Source organism: Arthrobacter sp. D1-17, from assembly GCF_054130535.1.
On sequence record NZ_CP096382.1, the window covers coordinates 502,629 to 518,822 of the forward strand.

The 16,194-nt window shown below is 65.2% G+C and carries 18 protein-coding genes and 1 riboswitch; of the genes, 7 read left to right on the forward strand and 11 right to left on the reverse strand.

Features of this window, described 5'->3' with window-relative positions; genetic code table 11:
• Positions 1 to 110 precede the first annotated feature (110 nt).
• The 6 genes from M1E01_RS02315 to M1E01_RS02340 form a co-directional block, all read right to left on the reverse strand.
• Positions 111 to 761: an MBL fold metallo-hydrolase gene (locus M1E01_RS02315; RefSeq protein WP_457973495.1), complete on the reverse strand. Its 651-nt coding sequence runs from the start codon at positions 759 to 761 to the stop codon at positions 111 to 113.
• A gap of 182 nt (positions 762 to 943) precedes the next feature.
• Positions 944 to 1,948, reverse strand: coding sequence for an aldo/keto reductase (locus tag M1E01_RS02320; RefSeq protein WP_457973496.1), 1,005 nt, complete (start codon positions 1,946 to 1,948; stop codon positions 944 to 946).
• 14 nt (positions 1,949 to 1,962) lie between these two features.
• A complete protein-coding gene (locus M1E01_RS02325; RefSeq protein WP_457973497.1) occupies positions 1,963 to 2,391 on the reverse strand; it encodes a DMT family transporter in 429 nt (142 codons plus the stop codon).
• Entirely contained in the window at positions 2,391 to 2,714 is a 324-nt protein-coding gene (locus M1E01_RS02330) for a DMT family transporter (protein ID WP_457973498.1), read from the reverse strand. Before M1E01_RS02330 ends, M1E01_RS02325 begins: the two co-directional genes overlap by 1 nt.
• Positions 2,715 to 2,723: 9 nt before the next feature.
• A riboswitch (guanidine-III (ykkC-III) riboswitch) is annotated at positions 2,724 to 2,791 on the reverse strand.
• Between the two features lie 89 nt (positions 2,792 to 2,880).
• Positions 2,881 to 3,411 (reverse strand): ferritin, encoded by a 531-nt coding sequence (locus tag M1E01_RS02335; protein WP_457973499.1) that lies wholly within the window; start codon positions 3,409 to 3,411, stop codon positions 2,881 to 2,883.
• 101 nt (positions 3,412 to 3,512) lie between these two features.
• On the reverse strand, positions 3,513 to 4,169 hold the full coding sequence (locus M1E01_RS02340) for a HutD/Ves family protein (RefSeq protein ID WP_457973500.1): 657 nt from the start codon (positions 4,167 to 4,169) through the stop codon (positions 3,513 to 3,515).
• Between the two features lie 230 nt (positions 4,170 to 4,399).
• Here M1E01_RS02340 and M1E01_RS02345 point away from each other — a divergent pair, with 230 nt between their 5' ends.
• Both M1E01_RS02345 and M1E01_RS02350 read left to right on the forward strand, forming a co-directional pair.
• The gene (locus tag M1E01_RS02345; protein WP_457973501.1) at positions 4,400 to 4,996 is read left to right on the forward strand and encodes a phosphoribosylanthranilate isomerase; all 597 of its coding nucleotides are present in this window, start codon (positions 4,400 to 4,402) and stop codon (positions 4,994 to 4,996) included.
• 81 nt (positions 4,997 to 5,077) lie between these two features.
• Complete coding sequence (locus M1E01_RS02350) at positions 5,078 to 5,479, forward strand: YccF domain-containing protein (protein WP_457973502.1); 402 nt, start codon at positions 5,078 to 5,080, stop codon at positions 5,477 to 5,479.
• A gap of 13 nt (positions 5,480 to 5,492) precedes the next feature.
• Here the strand turns inward: M1E01_RS02350 and M1E01_RS02355 are convergent, their stop codons facing one another.
• The 5 genes from M1E01_RS02355 to M1E01_RS02375 form a co-directional block, all read right to left on the reverse strand.
• Positions 5,493 to 6,374, reverse strand: a complete 882-nt coding sequence (locus tag M1E01_RS02355; RefSeq protein WP_457973503.1) for a DUF4031 domain-containing protein — start codon at positions 6,372 to 6,374, stop codon at positions 5,493 to 5,495.
• A gap of 35 nt (positions 6,375 to 6,409) precedes the next feature.
• Positions 6,410 to 8,500, reverse strand: coding sequence for a glycosyltransferase (locus tag M1E01_RS02360; protein WP_457973504.1), 2,091 nt, complete (start codon positions 8,498 to 8,500; stop codon positions 6,410 to 6,412).
• Position 8,501: 1 nt separating this feature from the next.
• Complete coding sequence (locus M1E01_RS02365; RefSeq protein WP_457973505.1) at positions 8,502 to 9,602, reverse strand: hypothetical protein; 1,101 nt, start codon at positions 9,600 to 9,602, stop codon at positions 8,502 to 8,504.
• Positions 9,603 to 9,663: 61 nt separating this feature from the next.
• Positions 9,664 to 10,662, reverse strand: coding sequence for a glycosyltransferase (locus M1E01_RS02370; protein WP_457973506.1), 999 nt, complete (start codon positions 10,660 to 10,662; stop codon positions 9,664 to 9,666).
• A gap of 1 nt (position 10,663) precedes the next feature.
• Positions 10,664 to 11,515: a glycosyltransferase family 2 protein gene (locus M1E01_RS02375; RefSeq protein ID WP_457973507.1), complete on the reverse strand. Its 852-nt coding sequence runs from the start codon at positions 11,513 to 11,515 to the stop codon at positions 10,664 to 10,666.
• 591 nt (positions 11,516 to 12,106) lie between these two features.
• On the opposite strand from M1E01_RS02375, the gene M1E01_RS02380 reads away from it, so the two are divergent.
• The 5 genes from M1E01_RS02380 to M1E01_RS02400 all read left to right on the forward strand — a co-directional run bounded on the left by M1E01_RS02380 (position 12,107) and on the right by M1E01_RS02400 (position 16,184).
• Positions 12,107 to 12,895: a glycoside hydrolase family 16 protein gene (locus M1E01_RS02380; protein WP_457973508.1), complete on the forward strand. Its 789-nt coding sequence runs from the start codon at positions 12,107 to 12,109 to the stop codon at positions 12,893 to 12,895.
• 82 nt (positions 12,896 to 12,977) lie between these two features.
• A complete protein-coding gene (locus M1E01_RS02385) occupies positions 12,978 to 13,388 on the forward strand; it encodes a TOBE domain-containing protein (protein ID WP_457973509.1) in 411 nt (136 codons plus the stop codon).
• The gene (gene modA, locus M1E01_RS02390; RefSeq protein WP_457973510.1) at positions 13,385 to 14,218 is read left to right on the forward strand and encodes a molybdate ABC transporter substrate-binding protein; all 834 of its coding nucleotides are present in this window, start codon (positions 13,385 to 13,387) and stop codon (positions 14,216 to 14,218) included. The genes M1E01_RS02385 and modA overlap by 4 nt, the downstream gene beginning before the upstream one ends.
• Positions 14,215 to 15,099, forward strand: coding sequence for an ABC transporter permease (locus tag M1E01_RS02395; RefSeq protein ID WP_457973511.1), 885 nt, complete (start codon positions 14,215 to 14,217; stop codon positions 15,097 to 15,099). The genes modA and M1E01_RS02395 overlap by 4 nt, the downstream gene beginning before the upstream one ends.
• The gene (locus M1E01_RS02400; RefSeq protein ID WP_457973512.1) at positions 15,096 to 16,184 is read left to right on the forward strand and encodes a sulfate/molybdate ABC transporter ATP-binding protein; all 1,089 of its coding nucleotides are present in this window, start codon (positions 15,096 to 15,098) and stop codon (positions 16,182 to 16,184) included. The genes M1E01_RS02395 and M1E01_RS02400 overlap by 4 nt, the downstream gene beginning before the upstream one ends.
• The last annotated feature ends 10 nt before the right edge of the window (positions 16,185 to 16,194 follow it).

Sequence of the window (16,194 nt, forward strand, 5' to 3'; positions counted from 1 at the left end):
GCTACGCACAAAAGTCGGTCGCTACGCAAAATGCCGGTCGCTATGGGAATTCCCGTAGCGACCGGCATTCTGCGCCGCGCACATCACTTTGCGCCGCGCACACTGCAGGGTCACCAGCCCCGGTCGCGCCACTCCTCAAGGTGCGGGCGCTCCGCGCCCAGGGTGGTGGGCTTGCCATGGCCGGGGTGCACAATTGTGTCGTCCGGGTAGACGTCGAATAGCCGCTCGCTCACGTCCGTAATGAGCTGGTTGAACCGGGCCGGGTCGTTCTGGGTGTTGCCCACGCCCCCTGGGAACAGCGAATCGCCGGAAAAGATATGTGCCGGTCCCTGCAGGTCCTGATAAATCAGCGCCACCGAGCCCGGGGTATGCCCGCGGAGGTGCACGGCGCTCACGTCGAAGCCGTCGAAGTTGCCCACATCCCCGTGGTCCAGCAGCATATCCACCGGCACCGGCAGCTCCGGGGCGTCGTCCCTGCCGGCCGCCGTCTTGGCGCCGGTGGCCTCCACCAGCTCCGGAAGCGCGCGGACGTGGTCCCAATGCTGGTGCGTGGTGGCGATCAGCTCTAACCGTGGCGTTGCCGCAGTGTCCGCGGCTGCCTCCGCGAGCAGCGATTGAATTGCGGGCAGGTCGTCGGCGGCGTCGATCAGCAGCTGCGCGCCGGACTCCTTGGCCGTCAGCAGATATACATTGTTGTCCATCTCGCTGACCGAAATGCGCCGGATGGTGATGTCACGGAGTGAATGAATGAGCGTGTTCATGCGCCTCAGTCTACGGAGACGGGCCTCAGCCCCGGAGACCGGGCTGGCGCTCGTGGAGAGCCGCTTAGGCACACTCACTTGGGCAGAGCCGCCGCGTCCTCCGCGGATTCCAGAATCGGAATGCGGAGGGCACGGTGGTCCTGCTCTGCCAAGGGTTTGGGCCGGTTATCACGGAGGGCAGCCTACTCGCGGCCCTGCGACACCCACTGCGGGTCCGCGGACCGGGAGCCGACGACGGCGTCCGCAGCCGTGTCGAGTGCCTGCAGTTGTTCCGGGGTCAGATTCAGCGCCAACGCCCCCAGGTTCTCATCGATTCGGGAGGTTTTGCGGGTGCCTGGAATCGGAACGACCGGCAGTCCAAGCCGTTGTCCCTGTTCGAGCAGCCAAGCCAGCGCCACCTGGGCGGGGGACGCGTCCAGCTCCGAGGCGACAGAACGGATGGCTGATACCACTGCCTGGTTGGCGTCCATTGCGTCGCCGGCAAAGCGGGGGATCTTACGCCGGAAATCGTTGTCCCCGAGCCGGGAGGCATCCACGGTCCCCGTGAGGAATCCGCGGCCCAGCGGGGAGTAGGGCACGAAGCCCACACCCAGCTCCGCCGCAGCCGGTACCACCTTGCGTTCCACATCCCGGCTCCAGATGGACCATTCGCTCTGGACGGCGGCGATCGGGTGGACTCTGCTGGCCTCGCGGAGTTCCTCGGCGGTGACTTCTGACAGCCCCAGATGCCGGACCTTGCCCTCACGCACCAGCTCGGCCATGGCGCCCACGGTCTCGGAGATCGGAACCCGGACGTCCCGGCGGTGCATGTAGTAGAGGTCGATGATGTCCGTGCCGAGCCGCTGCAGGCTGCGCTCAACGGCCGACTTGATATACGGTGCATCCCCGCGGATATCGCTGTAGCCGGCCGACGGGGTTCCCACCAGTGCGAATTTCGTAGCCAGCTGGACTTCGCCGCGGCGGTCTCTGAGCAGGTGGGCGATCAGTTCCTCGTTGCTGCCCCCGCCGTAGATGTCGGCAGTGTCTATGAAGCTCATTCCGGCGTCCACGGCATGGTGCAGCGTCTGCAGTGACTCCGCAGGGTCCACCTCGCCGTACACCGGTGTGAGCGCCATGCCGCCGAATCCCAAGGGGCTGACCTTGAGACCGTTACCCAAGTGAACAGCTGCTGCCGAATTGTTCGTCATCCCAATCTCCCTTTTCATGACCCTGCTGTTTGCTTGTCCGAGGACTTCCCGGGGAGCAGCTTAAGGCCCACTACGCAGCCGACAATCCCGGCCATGAAGAGCACCTTGAGCGCGCTGATTGTTTCGGCGCCCACCGCCATGGCCCAGCCGACGGTCAGCGCCGCGCCGATCCCCACCCATACGGCATAGGCGGTACCAAGGGGGATGCGTTTCAGAGCCAGGCCGAGGCCATACATGCTTAACGCCGCGGCCGCGAAAAAAACCAGCGACGGACCTTGCCGGGTCAGGCCGTCCGACATTCCAAGGGCCGTAGCCCACACCGCCTCAAGGACGGCGGAGGCAAGCAGGATGGCCCATGCCGTGCCTGAACCTGCCGTGCGTGAACCTGCCGTGCGTGAACCTGCCGTGCCCGAACCTGCCGTGCCCGAACGTGTCGAAGACATCACGCCACCGCCTTCAAGCCGACCACGCACGCAGCGATCCCGCCAAGCAGGAGCAACCGCGCCGCCGTCGGGCGTTCAACCTTGGTGATAATTGCGTAAGCAGAGGTAAGCACAACTCCGACGCCCACCCATACCGCATAGGCAGTGCCGGTGGGAATGGACTGCATGGCGACGGCCAGACCAACCATGCTTGCCGTCAGGGAGGTAAGGAACAGCAAAGCGGGGGCGATGCGGCGGCGGCCCGAAACATGGGAGGCACGGTGCAGCGCGGCAGCCCACACCGCCTCAAGGGCGCCCGAAAGAATGAGGATCAACCACGACATGACGGCTCCTTTGGCCAGTCTTGTCGCGTGCCGGGTACTGAACCGTCGTCCGGAGATCCATTCATCGGGATCTTGTTTTCACCATAGCAACGTCCGGCGGCGGGCGGCCACCGTTGGTGGCCAACCTCACCGCGGTGCCCCGCTGTCCCTCTCCTGCAGCAAACTGCTAAAGCGAGCCGCCGGCGGCTTCCGGGGCGGACGAGTCATGCCCGCTGTCTCCGATGGTTTCCCGGGCGACGAAGTTCTCGATATCGAACAGGTTCTCGGCCCGTTCGGCGATGTTGTACAGGGTGCTCATCGACGCGACTTCCTCGACCTGTTCCTTCAGGAACCACAGCATGAACTGCTCGCCCAGCGCGTCGTCCTCCGCCCTGGCCGCCCTGAAGAGGCTCTCGATGCTTTTGGTGACGTCTTTCTCCTGCTGCAGGGCGAGGGCCAGCGGCTCGGTCACCTTGGAGAAGCTGTTCTGCACATGGGGGACGCCCGGGATGGCGACGGGAAGGTCCCGGTCCAGCATGTACTGGACCATCATCATGGCATGGTTCCGTTCTTCCACGGACTGCCGGTAGAAGTACTTGGCCAGCTGCGGGAGGTCCTGGCCGGCAAACCAAACTGCCACGGCTACGTACTGCTGCGAGGCTGCGAATTCGTTGCCGATCTGGATCGCGAGCAGATCATTGAACTTTGATTTCGTCATGGCACCGAGTCTAAGTTCCGCCGGGGCGCTGAACCAGTGTGGGAATGCTCCGCTAAGCAAGGGAAGGCTGGCCTGCCAGGGCCCCGGCCTGCGGCCTGGGATCAGGCGGGAAGCGCGTCGATGGATACGACGCCGAGGAACCCTCGGCCCAAGATTTCCGGCGTCCGGGTGTCGGAGCCGACCACCGCGTCATAACGGCTGAGTGGCTCGGCCGCGCCCAGGCCGGCGTCCACATCCGCTTTCCCCATGACCGAGTCCACCGCCGGAGCCGCCACCCCCGAGGCATTCTCATCCAGAGCCGCGCCGGGCCTTGCCGTCGCCTCGCCCTGAAGCAGGATGCCCAGCTGGCCCGCGAACAGCGGGTGCGGCCGCTTTTTCGACAGCTCCACGATCGAGGTGTATCCCCTGTATGCCCCGGCCCGGGTGATGACATTGAGGTTCCGGATGTCACCGGTTGGCAGGACAGCCGAGGACGCTGCGTCACCGGGGAAGCGGAACGGCCTGTATTTCTCGAGTGGGTGTTCGTTGGCGCCGACTTTCAGCAGCAGGAGTTCCCCTTCCACTACTGTCAGTACCCGTTCCATTCCGGGGAAGGGTGAGAAGTCACCTGCTTTGGTGAGATCCGCGATGCTGACCCGCCAGTCCCAGGCAAAGTCCTGTTCGGACGCGGCCCGAGGATGGCTGGCGAGCTCCCTCGTGATGCCGCCGCCGTTGCGCCAGGGTTGCGGTTTGAGGTCTGCAAAGCGAATGATCTCCATCCGACCAGACTAGTTCTACCCGGCCCGGATCTACCCCGGCCCCAATCCACTCGGTCTGGATCTACTCGGCGCCTGGTTCTAGTCGGCGCAGCGCTGCCTAACTACGTGCCCGGATATGCCGGGCAGCGGCGCAGCCGGGTCACTCCGTTGCCCCCGCTACCCTCCCCGCGTAAAGTCAGCGCAGTATGAGTAGGTCTTTTGGGGGACACATCAAGCAGAGGAGCCGCTGAATGTTCGTCAAAGTGTGCGGGCTGAGCACGCCTGAATCAATCCGGGAGGCCACGGATGCCGGGGCGGACGCCGTGGGCTTCGTCCTGACGGCGAGTCCCCGGGTGGTGTCCCCTGCGAATGTCGCCCAGCTGCTGGCCAACGTCCCGGGAGGTGTTGCCGCCGTCGGCGTTTTCCGCCATGAACCGGTTGCCGACGCCGTAGCCATCGCGCGTGCGGCCAGTCTGGAATGGATCCAGCTTCACGGCGAACGGACACGCGACGATGTCAAAACCGCGCACGACGCCGGCATGAAGGTCATCCGGGCCGTCACCATGGATGCGGCCCCGGATGTCTTCGAGGACTGGGGCGAAGACGTGCTGCTCGTGGACGCCGCGGTACCCGGATCGGGGGAGAGCTGGGACTACGGTTCGATGCGCGGCAAGGGCCTGGGCGGGCGGAAGTGGCTGCTGGCAGGAGGGTTGGATTCGGCAAACGTCGCAGCAGCAGCCAGGGCGGCCGGGGCGTGGGGCGTCGACGTCTCTTCCGGCGTCGAACAGTCCCGCGGCATCAAGGATCTGGCAAAGATCCGCGCCTTCGTGACAGCTGCCAAGTCCTGACCCACACGGCACGCCAACGTCAGGGTTAATTCCGGGCAAGTCCCGGGGGACGGCAGACGTCCCGGAGAGCAGAATGGTCAGATGAAGACACTCCTGAATATCATTTGGCTCGTGTTCGGCGGCCTCTGGCTGGCCATCGGTTACTTCGTGGCGGGCCTGATCTGCTGCGTGCTGATCGTCACCATTCCCTGGGGCATCGCGTCCTTCCGGATCGCCGCCTATACCCTGTGGCCTTTCGGCCGCATGGTCGTGGACAAGCCCGGAGGGAACGGCGTGTTTGCGCTGCTCGGCAACGTGATTTGGCTCCTGGTGGCAGGCATCTGGATTGCCATCGGACATGTGATCACGGCGGTGGCCATGGCCCTGACGATTATCGGCATCCCGCTGGCCATCGCGAACCTGAAGCTCATTCCTGTCTCACTCATGCCGCTGGGCAAGCAGATAGTTCCCACGAACGCGCCTTTTGCGGCAAGCTACCGCTGAACATCCCCGCAGCTTAAAGTCTGGCTGTCTCCAGTTCGGCGGCGAGGTTACGCTGTGCGGCCTCCAGCCACAGCCGGCGGGCGCGGTCTGTGTGGAACAGCGGATCCAGATCCAGCAGGTGGCGGACGACGGCGGCCCTTCCGGCAGCGAAGTCGGCGTCGCCGACGTGCGCATAGTCTTGCCGGACGGCCGCCAGGTACCGTGCGTACTGGCTGGGTTCGCCGCCGAGAACGGAAAGATCGGCATCACAGAGGAGGGCGCCGCCGTCATCCCCGGGAGCGGGCCGGTGACTGGAGGTTATCCTGATCAGGCGCGCCACCTCAGCGACTTCCGTGGCGGGCAGTCCCGCCTCGGAAAGCCTGTCTTCGGCCAGCCGCGCGGACTCTTCCTCGTCCTGGCCCGGGATCCCGTGATAAACGGCGTCATGAAACCAGGCGGCCAGCAGCACCGCCCGCGGCGGTTCCGCAGGTTCGGTGAGCAGATCCAGCGCCTCGAGCACCGCCAGCAGGTGGGTGCATCCGTGGTACCTGCGGTGGGGTTCGCCCCAGCGTTCCAGAAGGTCCAGGAACAGTGCTTCGTGGCCGGGCAGCATGGCGTTCCAGCGGTTCAGCAGCGGCACCTTCAGCGACGAATTGCGTTCACGAGCGGGAATCCGCAGCCCGCTGGCGATGAGTTTGCGCACCAGGATCCGGGCTTCCACGGGAACGGCGCCCGCGGCCACCAGCGATCCGTAGCGGCTCTCCGGAACGTCGTAGTGGTCGCCGTCGAAGGCCCGATCAGGAATTCCGGCGGCCGCGGCGAAGGCGTGCAGTTCCGTGAGGGAAGTGTCCGAGATCAGGTGTGAAAACAGGGTTCCGTGCGCCGGCCACAAAGGCGGATCCAGATAAATGGCCATGGAGAAAAGTCTAGACTCCGCCACGTTGGGTTTATTTATGGTCTGGGCGCGGCCCGGACCCGTTCCCCGTCGGGAGTTGCTGGCAGCAGTATCCTGAGACGCCAGATGGCAATCAGGGCCGCGGCCGCCTGGGCGGTGGACCAGAGGGCTGCGACGCCGAGGAGGCCGAATTCGCGGGCGGCAAGGGCGGCTGGTCCCACAATAACGACGGCAGCGAACACGGCTACGGCTGTGGCCTCCGCTCGGCGGCCTTGGGCACGGCACAGACCGAAGTAGACCTGGGTTATGCAGCCCAGCAGCAGTGCCGGCACCAGGACAGGAAGCAGAATGGCTGTCTCCCCGTACACCGGGCCAAGGAACCGGAGAAGGTAGGGGCCGGCTATGAGCAGCATCGTTCCGGCGACGAACGTGAGGGCGAGGCTCGCCTTGAGTGCGGAGGACACCAGCCCTGGCCTGGACCTGCCCCCGGCCAGCGCGGTCTGCAGGGAGAACCCGGAAGACTGGGCGAAGAAAAAGACCGCTGCGGCCATCATCCACACCATGTACCAGGACGCGGTTGCAGCCGGGCCGAGGGTAGCGGCAACGACCAGCGGAAGGAGATAGCCGGGGGCGCGGTCTGCGAGCATCAGCGCGTGGTTGGGCAAACCCGGTCGCAGCAGCCGCAGTACTGGTCCCGGCCTGAGCGCGTGCCTCCAGTCCGGTGCTGCGCCGTTGCGGTTGAGCTGGTGCAGCCCGAGGATCACGCTCGCCAGTCCACCGGCTGCCACCGCTGCGACCACCATGGCCACTTCCCGGACCCCGGCGGCCAAAGCCAGAGCCAGTATGGCGAGCTGTACGAGGCTCTGGGCGAGGCTCCTGACCAGGGCCCGGTCGGAGCGTTCCTGCGCGACGCCCACATGATCCAGCTGGTAGGCGGCCGCGGCAAACAGCGCTGTGGCCACGAATATCCCCGTCAGGAGCGGGTCCTTCCAAGCCAGGCCGACGCCGGACCCCATCGCGTAGGTCACAGCAGCGACTGCGCATGCCAGGACGACCGTGGACACCCCCACGGTGAAGAGGCTGCTGGCGATGAGGCCCCGTCCGCCATCACGCTGCTCAGGGAGCAGCGTGAGGGTTGCCTGGCCGATCCCCAGCATCCCGAGCTGCACGGTGAGGAGAGCAGCGGCCACTACGGCGGAGCCCATCCCGAGCTGCGCTGGCGGCAGCATGATCGCCGCCAGCGCCCAGAACACAAATCCGGTGAGCATCGGCGCGATCCTGGCAGCGCTCAGCCAGGCCGCATTGCCGCCGACGGAGTAGCCGGTCCCTGGGGGACGCAGGAATTCGCCGAACATGGACCTGTAGTTGTAAACGAGGAAACAGACCCAGTAAGGCAGGAAACGCGGAGCGTGCAGCAACGACAGGCCGACGCCGCGGATGGTGGCCAGCAGCGGCAGGACCACAAGCCAACCCGCACGGCCCGGGTGCTTGCGGATGGTGCGGGCCAAACCGGCGCCGTCCTGGAGCCATTGGTCACGGGCGGCATCGAACGAATCCATGAACCGGTGCCGCACTGCCGTGGTGCGGGAGACGCCAAGCCGGTAGCCGGCCCCTTCCAGCCTGATTCTCAGCTCGATGTCTTCGCCGGACCGGAAGGTGTCATCGAACGCCACGGACAGCAGGATGTTCCTCCGCATCAAAGTGGCGGACACGCCGAACCATGAGCGCACCCGGCTGTGAAGGTGGTGCCAGGCAAGGGCGGCGCCCCAATATCCGCGCCCGTCCGCCTCGCTGACCAGGGCGAACTGCAGCCCGTCGTAGCCGCAGGCATTGAACTCGTCCAAGAGTCCGCCCAAAGCGCCGGCTGGGAGAACGACGTCGGCATCGATCAACGCCACAAGGTTGCTGCAGGCGCTCTGCACGCCAAGCATCCTCGCTGCCGGCAACCCCCGGCCCTCATCCGATATGACGCGTGCCCCGAGGGTACGTGCGATCTCCACGGTGTTATCCGTGGAGCAGCCGTCCACCACAATGATTTCCCGCGGTTTCTCCGCCCGGATGGAGTCCAGGCATTCGCCCAACCAGTGCGCAGCATTCCGCGCCGGAACCACCACGGAGACGTCAAGGTCGCCAACGTGGGCGCCCACGTCACTCCTCCAGCTTGGAGCCGATCTGGCCGGCTACGTAATCCGAGGTCCGGTCGGCGGACCACGATGCCGGAATACGCAGCAGGAAGCATGGAACGTCATCAAGCGCCCGTCGCACCACGGCTGCCTTCTGGCTGAAGAATTCCTCCAGGGGAACCAGGCCCGTCGCGCCGAGGGCTTCAATCAGCCGACGTGACACCGCTGGGAGCTCCGAATGGAAATTTCCGACAATGCGGGAGGTCATCCATTCGCGGCTCCTCTTCTCCAGCCGGGCGTCGGAACCGTCGTAGCGTTCCAGGAAAATAGCCAGCCGGGTGAGCGCGGCCGAGGAGATGCCGTCCTGACCGAAGACCTCTTCGGGATGGACCATCCGGTGTTCCGGGGACCAGCGGCGCGTGAACGCCGCTGTTCTTGGATACCGGACGATGACCGGGTGGACGGCCGTGGCCAGGCGGGCAACCGAATTTGTGAGCCAGCCCGGAGCCAACGGTTTGCGGACCCCGCTGAAGACCTCCGGATAGATCCTCCGGTGATGGGGCTTAAGGAACATCGGTTTGGCATAACCCATGAGCATGCCGTCGGCGTCCAGGAAAGCCCAATCATCCGCCATGAAACGCACACCGGGCATGGCTACCAGTTTGGCGACCGTGCTGGTCTTGCCGACACCGCCCCAGGCCGGAAGCAGGACTCCTGACCCCCGGAAGTCAACCACCGCAGCGTGGATCATGGCGGCGTTCTGCTTAGTGGAGAGCCAATCCAGCAAGGGGATAACTGCAGTGAGCAGCTCTCCGCTGCCCTGCACGGAGTAACCGTCGCGGATTTCCTCGACCTGGACGCGGTCCGCCGGAATGTAAAGCGAGTCCGCCGTGAAACGGTAGGCATCCTCGGCGTGTGACTGCTCGGCCACTTCCGTCATCGCCGCACTGACACGCAGACGCAGCGGCGCCCGGGACGGACCCAGGAACGGTGCGAGCATGTCCCTCAACTGGGCTTCGCCGGGCGTGCCGGGAGCGACATCGATACCTACGAGTCCGTGGACATCGAAACTGGTGCCTGTAGACGGTGCCGAGTCACTCAGAACGTCTTTTTCGGACTGGCTCATGCCCCGTACCCTCCGGCGGTCTCGGCACTATGCGGGGTTCTGAACTGCGGATACATCCGAATCATTTGACTTCCCTCCAACTGGCGTGCGGCTCGTGCGGCTCGAGTCCCGCGTCCGTCGGGTCAAGGGGCAGGCGGCGTCCCCGGATGTACCCGGAGGTAGTTACGGTCAGCACTGCGATCACGGCCATCGCCCGGCGGAAGCCGGCGGCGTCCGTACCGCGGAGCCGGCCCACTATTCCCCCGGCCACCGCGCGCGGCAACACGCTACGGACGTACCGCCGTTCAGGCCCGAGAGCACGCTTGTGGCCGACAATCTTGCTGACCATGGCTTTGGATATCCCCTCGGACCACGCGCGCCGCAGCATGTAGTTCAGGGTTCCGCGCTGCGCGGGAACGAAGTGGCGGACCAGGGCAGCCGGTTCGTACACCACGCGGCCTCCCGGCGCACCTATGACCGCCCTGATGCAGATTTCCGTCTCCTCACAGCCCAGGGGCAGAGAATTTTGCCGGCCGAGTGAGGTGTTGAAACCGCCTACGACTTCCAGAACCTGAGAACGGAAGGACATGTTGGCGCCGATAACGTTGCGCACCTCGGCAGCCACCTTTGGCATCCCTCGGTGCGTACAGCCAACGATCCAGTCCAGTTCCTCCCCGAAGTAGTCCGGACGGCCGGTTTCCCATTCCGGCACAACGCGCCCGCCCACGGCAAGGACATCAGGGTCGTCGTAGAGGGCCGTCAGCCGTTCCAGCCAGTCCGGGGCAGCCTCGGCATCGTCGTCCAGAAAGGCGACAATCCCTGCGCTTGCGGCTGCAGCTCCGGTGTTCCGGGCACCGGAAAGGCCTTTGGGGCCGGTGTTTTCAAGGATCACAACGTCCGAAACCGTGAAGATCAGGCGCTTATAGAGTTCCACGTTGTAGTCGACCACTACGATCGTCTGCTGGGGTGGGACCGTTTGGGCGTGGACGGACTGGATGGCGGCCAACAGCCGGTCCCACCGGTCTTCGGTGTAGGAGCAAATCACTACGGAAACAGCCGGGAGTCCTTCTGAGGGATGCATGTCAATCACCCGCCATCAGGCCAAGGACCGTGGCCGGGTCAGTCGGAATGTGGGGCAGGGACCTGCTGGGGTACCTGTATTTCACCCGTCTGAGCGCCTCGGGCCGGGCGCCTGCCGTGGGCGCTTCCCATCCCACGCATTCACGGGCAAGGGTTCGCAGCACGCGCCATCCGTCGCGGAAGGTATGGAGGTTTGAATTGCCGGAAATCCGATTAAGCTCGTTGCTGGGCACCTCGGCGATTCGCAGGCCGGCCCGGGAAGCCCGGACGATCAGTTCGGTTTCAATCTCGAACCCTTCCGACTGCAGTTCGAGGATTTGCAGGCACTCCCGCCGCATCGCGATGTAGCCGTAGCACAGGTCGGAATAGTTGCTGTGGAGCACAATGTTGGCCAGGCGGGTCAGGGCGCGATTGCCGGCGCTGCGGAGCAGAGTTATGTCTTCTGACCCTCCACCCGTCACGTAGCGGGAGCCCTTGACGAAATCGAATTCGTGCTGGAGCGGCGTGACGAACCAGCCAATTTCCTGCGGATCCATGCTCCCGTCTGCGTCCAGCATGACGATGATATCTCCGGTGGCCGCAGCGAGCCCCGCCCGCACCGCAAACCCCTTGCCGGGATTGGGTTCTGAGACCACCACTACGTCCATGCGCAGTGCCCTGGCGACGTCGACAGTGCTGTCCAGCGAGCGCCCGTCGATGATCACCACTTCGTCCACATACGAGGGCATACGGCGCAAAACCCACGGAAGGTTCATGGCTTCATTCAGTGTGGGAATCACCACGCTGATGGAGGCTAGGGGAACCGGCACCGGGTTCTGTGCGTGGACAGTCGAAACTTGTATAGGGATGGTCACTAGCCTCACCACTCATTGGGGTCGTTGACTAATGCCAGTCCCGAGCAACCTTCCCGGCTGGGTCCGGGAAATCGAAGCGCCTGCTGCTGCGGTCCTGGCAACTTGCGTGCACTCCCCCTCGAAACATGTTCAGCCGGGCAACTTGTAAAAAGCTTGGGACTTCTGGGAACGGCCCCAGTTTTAGGGGTTCAAGAATCCTTGGAAAGCCCCAAGTCCTGATGCCACACTTTCCCTATGGTCACACCACCAGCCCGCCGTCACCGCCCAAGGTACCCCATACGGCGGTTTGGTGTGCTGGCTGCGGCGGCGATGCTCACGGCGTGCGGCTTGATAGCCGGCCCGGTGGGCATGGAAGCGCAACGGCTTCCGCCAGAGCCTCTGTCCGCAGGGGAACCGTCCGAGTCAGCTGCAGCACTGCCGTCGGTCACACCCTCTGCACAGGGAACCTCTGCGGCGGAGGCGGCGGCGCCCCGCACCGCAACGTCATCCGCTGCATCGTCCTCTGCGAAGGAACCCCGGGCTGCGGCACAGACAGCAGCACCACAGCCTGCGCCGGAACGACGCGCGGCGGAACAACCCGCGGCGGGCCCTGTGGACGAGCAGCAGCCTTCCGTCGATCCGATCCACAAAATGCCGAGAGGCGATCTGCCTGGCTGGAAGCAAGTATTCCGGGAGGAATTCGACAAAGGCGATGTACCAATCGGCGCTTTTCCAGGTGCGGCTTACTCCGCTAAATGGAGTGAGGGGTACAAGGACGGAACACCGGATACCGCCGGTCAAAGAGGAACGAAGTCCCGTTATTACCCGTCCAAAGTGCTGAGTGTTAAGAACGGCATGCTGGACTGGTACCTCCACTCAGAGAACGGCATCTCAATGGGTGCGGCGCCCTCTCCCAAGATTCCGAACAGCAGTGCCAAGGAATATCGCGACAAGAACCTGCTGCCGCGACACAACAGCCTGCTCTACGGGAGGATTTCCGTGCGGTTCAAGGCCGACTCCCTGCGCGGCTTCAAAGTCGCTTGGCTCCTTTGGCCGGATAGCGGCGAATGGCCCAGGGATGGGGAGATCGATTTCCCCGAGGGGGACCTCGCAACAACCTTCTATGGCGCTGCCCATTTCCGGGGAAATGATCCTCGGGCGCAAGATGTGTTCCGGTCACACACCACCGTCACTGATTGGCATGTCGCCACGATTGAGTGGAGTCCGGGCAAGGTCGAATTTATCCTCGACGGCCGGTCACTCGGAGTTAGTACAACGGCGACCCCGAACACACCCATGCACTATATTCTGCAGACCGAGTCGTGCACTCCTTTCTGTCCGTTGCCGCAGACGGCCGGACATGTCTACCTGGACTGGATCGCAATCTGGAAGCGGGCCTAGCCGTGCAGGCATAGCCGGGGACATTCCCGCATCTGCGGAATAAAGCCCTGTTTCGAGCCGCAGGTTCGGCTAGAATCCTCGCATGACCACGATTCGCGTTTCCGAGGCTGCCCGTTTCCTGGGTGTCAGCGACGACACCATACGCCGCTGGACGGAGAACGGCAGCCTCACGCCCCGCAAGGACCCGTCAGGGCGGCTTGCGGTGGACGGGCTGGAACTGGCCCGGCTGGCCGGCAGGCAGGCGCACCTGCCGGATGACCCGTCCGCAGCAGCCAGCTCGGCGCGCAACCGTTTCATGGGACTGGTGACCGGGATTACGGCCGACAAGGTCATGGCGCAGGTGGAGCTGCAGTGCGGACCCTTCCGGGTGGTGTCCCTGATGAGCACAGAAGCCGTGCGCGAACTGGGACTCGAACTCGGATCAGTGGCCACTGCCGTGGTCAAAGCCACCACGGTCATTGTGGAAACGCCCAAGGGAAGGAGCATCCTGTGAATGCCGCCGGCACGCTCCTCCGCGCGCTGCTGGCCGCCGCCACGATGGCGGCTGGATTGTCGGGCTGCGCCCCCGGTCCATCCGGCGGTGGGGAAGGCGGCGCAACGTCCCGGTCTTCCGGAACGTTGACGGTGTTTGCCGCCGCTTCCCTGAAAGAAACGTTCACCAGTCTCGCCGCAGAGTTTGAACGCCGTAATCCCGGGACCAAGGTGAATCTGAATTTTGGCGGGTCCTCGGATCTGGCAACCCAGATCACGCAGGGCGCCCCCGCCGATGTTTTTGCCTCCGCGGACACACGTACCATGGGCCAGGTGTCTGATGCGGCGCTGATCCGGGGCCGTGCAACGCTTTTCGCCAGCAATATCCTGGAAATCGCAGTCCCCCCGGCCAATCCGGCATCGGTTTCGTCCTTTTGGGACCTTGCCGGTCAAGGGGTGAAGGTAGTGGTCTGCGCCAGCCAGGTGCCGTGCGGCGCAGCGGCCGAAGTAGCCGAAAGGGAAACAGGCGTGGTGTTGACCCCCGTCAGTGAGGAAGCGTCCGTGGCCGACGTCCTCGGCAAGGTCTCATCGGGGGAGGCGGACGCCGGCCTCGTCTACGCCACCGATGTGAAAAGTGCCGGCGGCAAGGTCAGCGGCATTCCGTTCCCCGAAGCGCACAAGGCCGTCGTTGCCTACCCCATCGCTGCCCTCGACAACAGCCGGCAGCAGGAGTTGGCGGCGGAGTTCATCTCCCTGGTCGTCAGCAAAGAGGGGCAGCAAACGCTGCAGGCTGCCGGTTTCGGTGCCCCTCCGAGCGCTTCCACCGGTCCGGAAGGAGCCTCCCGCCGATGAATACTGGTTTACGGCACGGCTCCGTACCCTACTCCGGCATTCCGTACTGGGTCTATCTCATCGCGGCCGCCGGCGCGCTGCTCGTGCTGCTCCCGCTGGCGGCCATGGCTGCCCGCGTCAACTGGGCACAGTTCGTTCCGCTGGTAACGTCCCAGTCGTCGCTGGATGCGCTTGGGCTCAGCCTGCGGACATCGGCCGTCAGCACGCTCCTGTGCATCATCCTCGGCGTTCCGCTGGCCCTGGTGCTGGCGCGCGGCAGCTTCCCGGGCCAGCGGCTGCTCCGGTCCTTTGTGCTGCTGCCTCTCGTTCTCCCGCCCGTGGTGGGAGGCATCGCCCTCCTGTACACCTTCGGCCGCCAGGGCCTCCTCGGCCGCAACCTGGAGGTCCTGGGAATCCACATCGCCTTCTCCACTGCTGCCGTAGTCATCGCCCAGACATTTGTCGCACTGCCGTTTCTCGTGGTGAGCCTGGAAGGCACGCTCCGGACTGCTGGCAGTCGCTACGAAGCGGTCGCGGCGACTCTCGGCGCCAGCCCTGCCATAGTTCTGCGCCGGGTCACGCTGCCGCTGGTCCTGCCTGGCGTGGCCTCGGGAGCGGTGCTGTCCTTTGCCCGGAGCCTGGGAGAGTTCGGTGCCACCCTCACCTTCGCGGGCAGCCTCCAGGGTGTCACCCGTACCCTCCCGCTTGAGATATATCTCCAGCGCGAAACCGACGCCGACTCCGCCGTCGCCTTGTCCCTTGTCCTCGTGGCGGTCGCGGTTACAGTAGTAGCGGTGTCACACCGCGGTCCCCGGCGATCCGCGGCCCTCGGTTTTGATTCGGGGCCAGTCCCGGGAGAACGCACGACGGCGGTGCCCGCCCCGGCCGGGGACGTCCGGTGACCTTCACATTGGAGGCCGCCGTTGCGGCGCGCGGTTTTGACGTGTCCCTCACCGTGGGACCCTCGGAAACTGTGGCCGTCATGGGTCCCAATGGTGCCGGGAAATCCACGCTGCTGGCCGTCATCGCAGGGTTACTGCGTCCGGACGCCGGCAGGGCTGAATTGGACGGCAGGCTGCTGTTTGACCTCGCCGCCGGCCGGACTGCATGGACCGCTCCGCATCACCGCGGCACGGCACTGCTGGCGCAGGAGCCGCTGCTGTTCCCGCACCTGACGGCTCTGGAAAATGTGGCTTTCGGTCCGCGCAGCCGTGGCCTTTCAAGGCGCAGGGCGCGGGATGCTGGACGCCACTGGCTCGATGCCGCGGAGGCGTCCGAACTTGAAACCCGGCGCCCGGCGGAGCTGTCAGGAGGGCAGGCGCAGCGGGTGGCCGTCGCCAGGGCGCTGGCTGCCGACCCCGGCCTGCTGCTGCTCGATGAGCCCATGGCAGCCCTGGACATCCATGCCGCTCCGCTGCTGCGCCGGATGCTCAGAAGGGTGCTCGAGGGACGGAGGGCCATCATCATCACCCACGACGTCCTGGACGCGCTCATGCTGGCAGACCGCGTGGTGGTCCTGGAGAACGGCCGCATTTCAGAGTCCGGGCCCACGCGTGACGTGCTCCAGCGGCCAAAGAGCAGGTTCGCGGCCGGGCTGGCAGGCCTCAACCTGATAGCGGGCACGCTCACCGGCCTGGGCATCAGGACCGCCGACGGCCAGGACATCGCCGGCCTGCACGACCCCCAGCTGGACGTTCAAGGTCCGGAAACCGGAAATGCCCGCCTCCTCGATTCCGGACTGGACGGCGTTGCGGTGTTCCCGCCGTCGGCCGTTTCCGTTTTCCTGGCAGAGGCGCACGGCAGCCCCCGGAACTCATTTCCCGTGACCATCACGGATCTCGAGCCCCATGGGGACCAGGTCCGCGTCCGCGCCGCCGGGCTGTCTGCGGACGTGACGCCGGCCGCATCTGCGGACCTCGGCCTCGCGCCCGGCATGACGGTGTTCTTCGTGATCAAGGCGGGAGCGGTATCCGTCTACCCCGCATGAGCGACTTCCC

Bases quoted from the DNA above. Each gene is read 5' to 3' on its own strand.
- M1E01_RS02315 (WP_457973495.1), bottom strand. From the start codon at position 761: ATGAACACGCTCATTCATTCACTCCGTGACATCACCATCCGGCGCATT.
- M1E01_RS02320 (WP_457973496.1), bottom strand. From the start codon at position 1,948: ATGACGAACAATTCGGCAGCAGCTGTTCACTTGGGTAACGGTCTCAAG.
- M1E01_RS02325 (WP_457973497.1), bottom strand. From the start codon at position 2,391: ATGTCTTCGACACGTTCGGGCACGGCAGGTTCGGGCACGGCAGGTTCA.
- M1E01_RS02330 (WP_457973498.1), bottom strand. From the start codon at position 2,714: ATGTCGTGGTTGATCCTCATTCTTTCGGGCGCCCTTGAGGCGGTGTGG.
- M1E01_RS02335 (WP_457973499.1), bottom strand. From the start codon at position 3,411: ATGACGAAATCAAAGTTCAATGATCTGCTCGCGATCCAGATCGGCAAC.
- M1E01_RS02340 (WP_457973500.1), bottom strand. From the start codon at position 4,169: ATGGAGATCATTCGCTTTGCAGACCTCAAACCGCAACCCTGGCGCAAC.
- M1E01_RS02345 (WP_457973501.1), top strand. From the start codon at position 4,400: ATGTTCGTCAAAGTGTGCGGGCTGAGCACGCCTGAATCAATCCGGGAG.
- M1E01_RS02350 (WP_457973502.1), top strand. From the start codon at position 5,078: ATGAAGACACTCCTGAATATCATTTGGCTCGTGTTCGGCGGCCTCTGG.
- M1E01_RS02355 (WP_457973503.1), bottom strand. From the start codon at position 6,374: ATGGCCATTTATCTGGATCCGCCTTTGTGGCCGGCGCACGGAACCCTG.
- M1E01_RS02365 (WP_457973505.1), bottom strand. From the start codon at position 9,602: ATGAGCCAGTCCGAAAAAGACGTTCTGAGTGACTCGGCACCGTCTACA.
- M1E01_RS02370 (WP_457973506.1), bottom strand. From the start codon at position 10,662: ATGCATCCCTCAGAAGGACTCCCGGCTGTTTCCGTAGTGATTTGCTCC.
- M1E01_RS02385 (WP_457973509.1), top strand. From the start codon at position 12,978: ATGACCACGATTCGCGTTTCCGAGGCTGCCCGTTTCCTGGGTGTCAGC.
- M1E01_RS02395 (WP_457973511.1), top strand. From the start codon at position 14,215: ATGAATACTGGTTTACGGCACGGCTCCGTACCCTACTCCGGCATTCCG.